The 1903-nt window shown below is 58.5% G+C and carries 1 pseudogene; it reads left to right on the top strand.

The window, feature by feature from the left end:
* A pseudogene (locus HMPREF2596_RS10905) lies at positions 1 to 1903 on the top strand (RHS repeat protein); the annotation flags it as partial.

Raw genomic sequence — 1903 nt, 5'->3', positions numbered from 1 at the left:
TTTCAGACGACCTCTACCAAATCGCCTCCCCCGACGGCGGCGCACGGCTGCTGTTTGCCGAAGTCGATTCCGGTTGCGGCATTTACCAACTGGTCGCCCAACTCGACCGTAACGGTCGCCATATCCGCCTCTGCTACGACGACAACGGACTGCCGCACAGCATTTACGACGGCAGCGGCCGACACTTCCAACCCGTATTCTCCTCTATCCGTCTGAACGACAACGATCCCGACTTCGACCCTGCCGGGGAACGGGACGTATTCGTTTCCGAAGACGAACGTTTCTACGTCAACCGCCTCACCTCCGTTACCTTCAACGGCAAGAAACTGGTGCACTACGACTATGACGGCTACGGCGATTTGACCGCCGTTTACGGACGCGACGGCAAAAAACTGCGCGGTTTCGCTTACCGCAACCACATCATGGTCGAGCACAGCCAGCCCGACGGACTGGTATCCCGCTATGAATACGACCGTTACGACACCGACGGCAAAGTGCTCAAGAGCAGCAACAACCTCGGCGAAGAATGGACGTTCGACTACCGCAAAGACCATACCGTCGTTACCGACGAATTGGGACGGACGGAAGTATACGGTTTCGACGAAAACCGCGAACTTATCTACCGCATCGACGCCGACGGACAACGCAGCGACAGCGAACGCGACAGCTACGGCCGCATTACCGTAGAACGCGACCCCCTCGGACGCGAAACCCGCTATCTTTACGATACCGAAGGCAACGTCATCGCCATCACCGCGCCGGACGGCAGCAGCACCCAAATCGACTACCACGAAACCCTCAACCTGCCGGTTGCCGTCAACGATCCTGCAGGCAGGATTACCGCCTACGATTACGACGGACGCGGCAACCTCATCAGCATCACCGACCCCGCCGGTTACACCACCCGCTACGGCTACAATGCCCGATGGCTGCCCGAAACCATTACCGATGCCTTAGGCAAAACCCGACGCCTACACTACGACACCCTCGACCAACTCGTCTGCTTTACCGACTGTACCGGCGAAACCACCCGTTTCGGTTACACCGAATACGGCGATCTCGAAACCGTTACCGATGCGCTGGGTCATACCACCCGCCACCATTACGACGCAGCGGGCAACCCCGTCCGTACCGACTATCCCGACGGCAGTCACGAAACCTTCGAATACGACCGCCTCAACCGGCTGACCGCCCACATCGACGGGCTCGGTGCCAAAACCGCCTACGAACTCGCAGTGGACGGACTGCCGCTCAAACGCACCAACGCGTTGGGCCATACCTTCGCCTACGCCTACGACAAAGCCCGCCGTCTGACCGTCCTCACCAACGAAAACGGCGAAACCTACCGTCTCGATTACGACCAAACCGACAACCTGATCCAAGAAACCGGCTGGGACGGCAAAATCACCGCCTACGGCTACGATGCCGCCGGACAACTGGTTCAACAGACCGAATACGGCCAAAGCACAGATCAAGGTTGTCTGAAAAACCGTCCCGAGACTTGGCACATCCATCATTTCAAACGCAACATCCTTGGCCAACTGATCGAAAAACAAAGCCGCAAAGTCTCCAACCGCAACGGACAAAGCAAAGACGAAGGCATCAGCCGCACCCGTTTCGAATACGACCCCATTACCGGCAACCTGACCAAAGCCCGCAACCAGCACAGCAGCGTCGAACTCGCCTACGACGAACTCGACCGCCTCATCAGCGAAACCACCGTCCACAACGGCCAAAGTGCCACCGTAGGCTACCAGTACGACCCGCTGGGCAACCGCATCCGCACCATCCTGCCCGACGGCCGCCCTATCGATTACCTGTACTACGGCAGCGGACACCTGCACCAAATCAGCCTCGACGGCGAAGTCATAACCGACATCGAACGCGACAAACTGCACCGCGA

Source organism: Neisseria sp. HMSC078C12 (assembly GCF_001838065.1).
Classification (GTDB): domain Bacteria; phylum Pseudomonadota; class Gammaproteobacteria; order Burkholderiales; family Neisseriaceae; genus Neisseria.
Note: the sequence above shows the minus strand (reverse complement) of the source record. Positions and strands in the feature narration are given on the sequence as shown.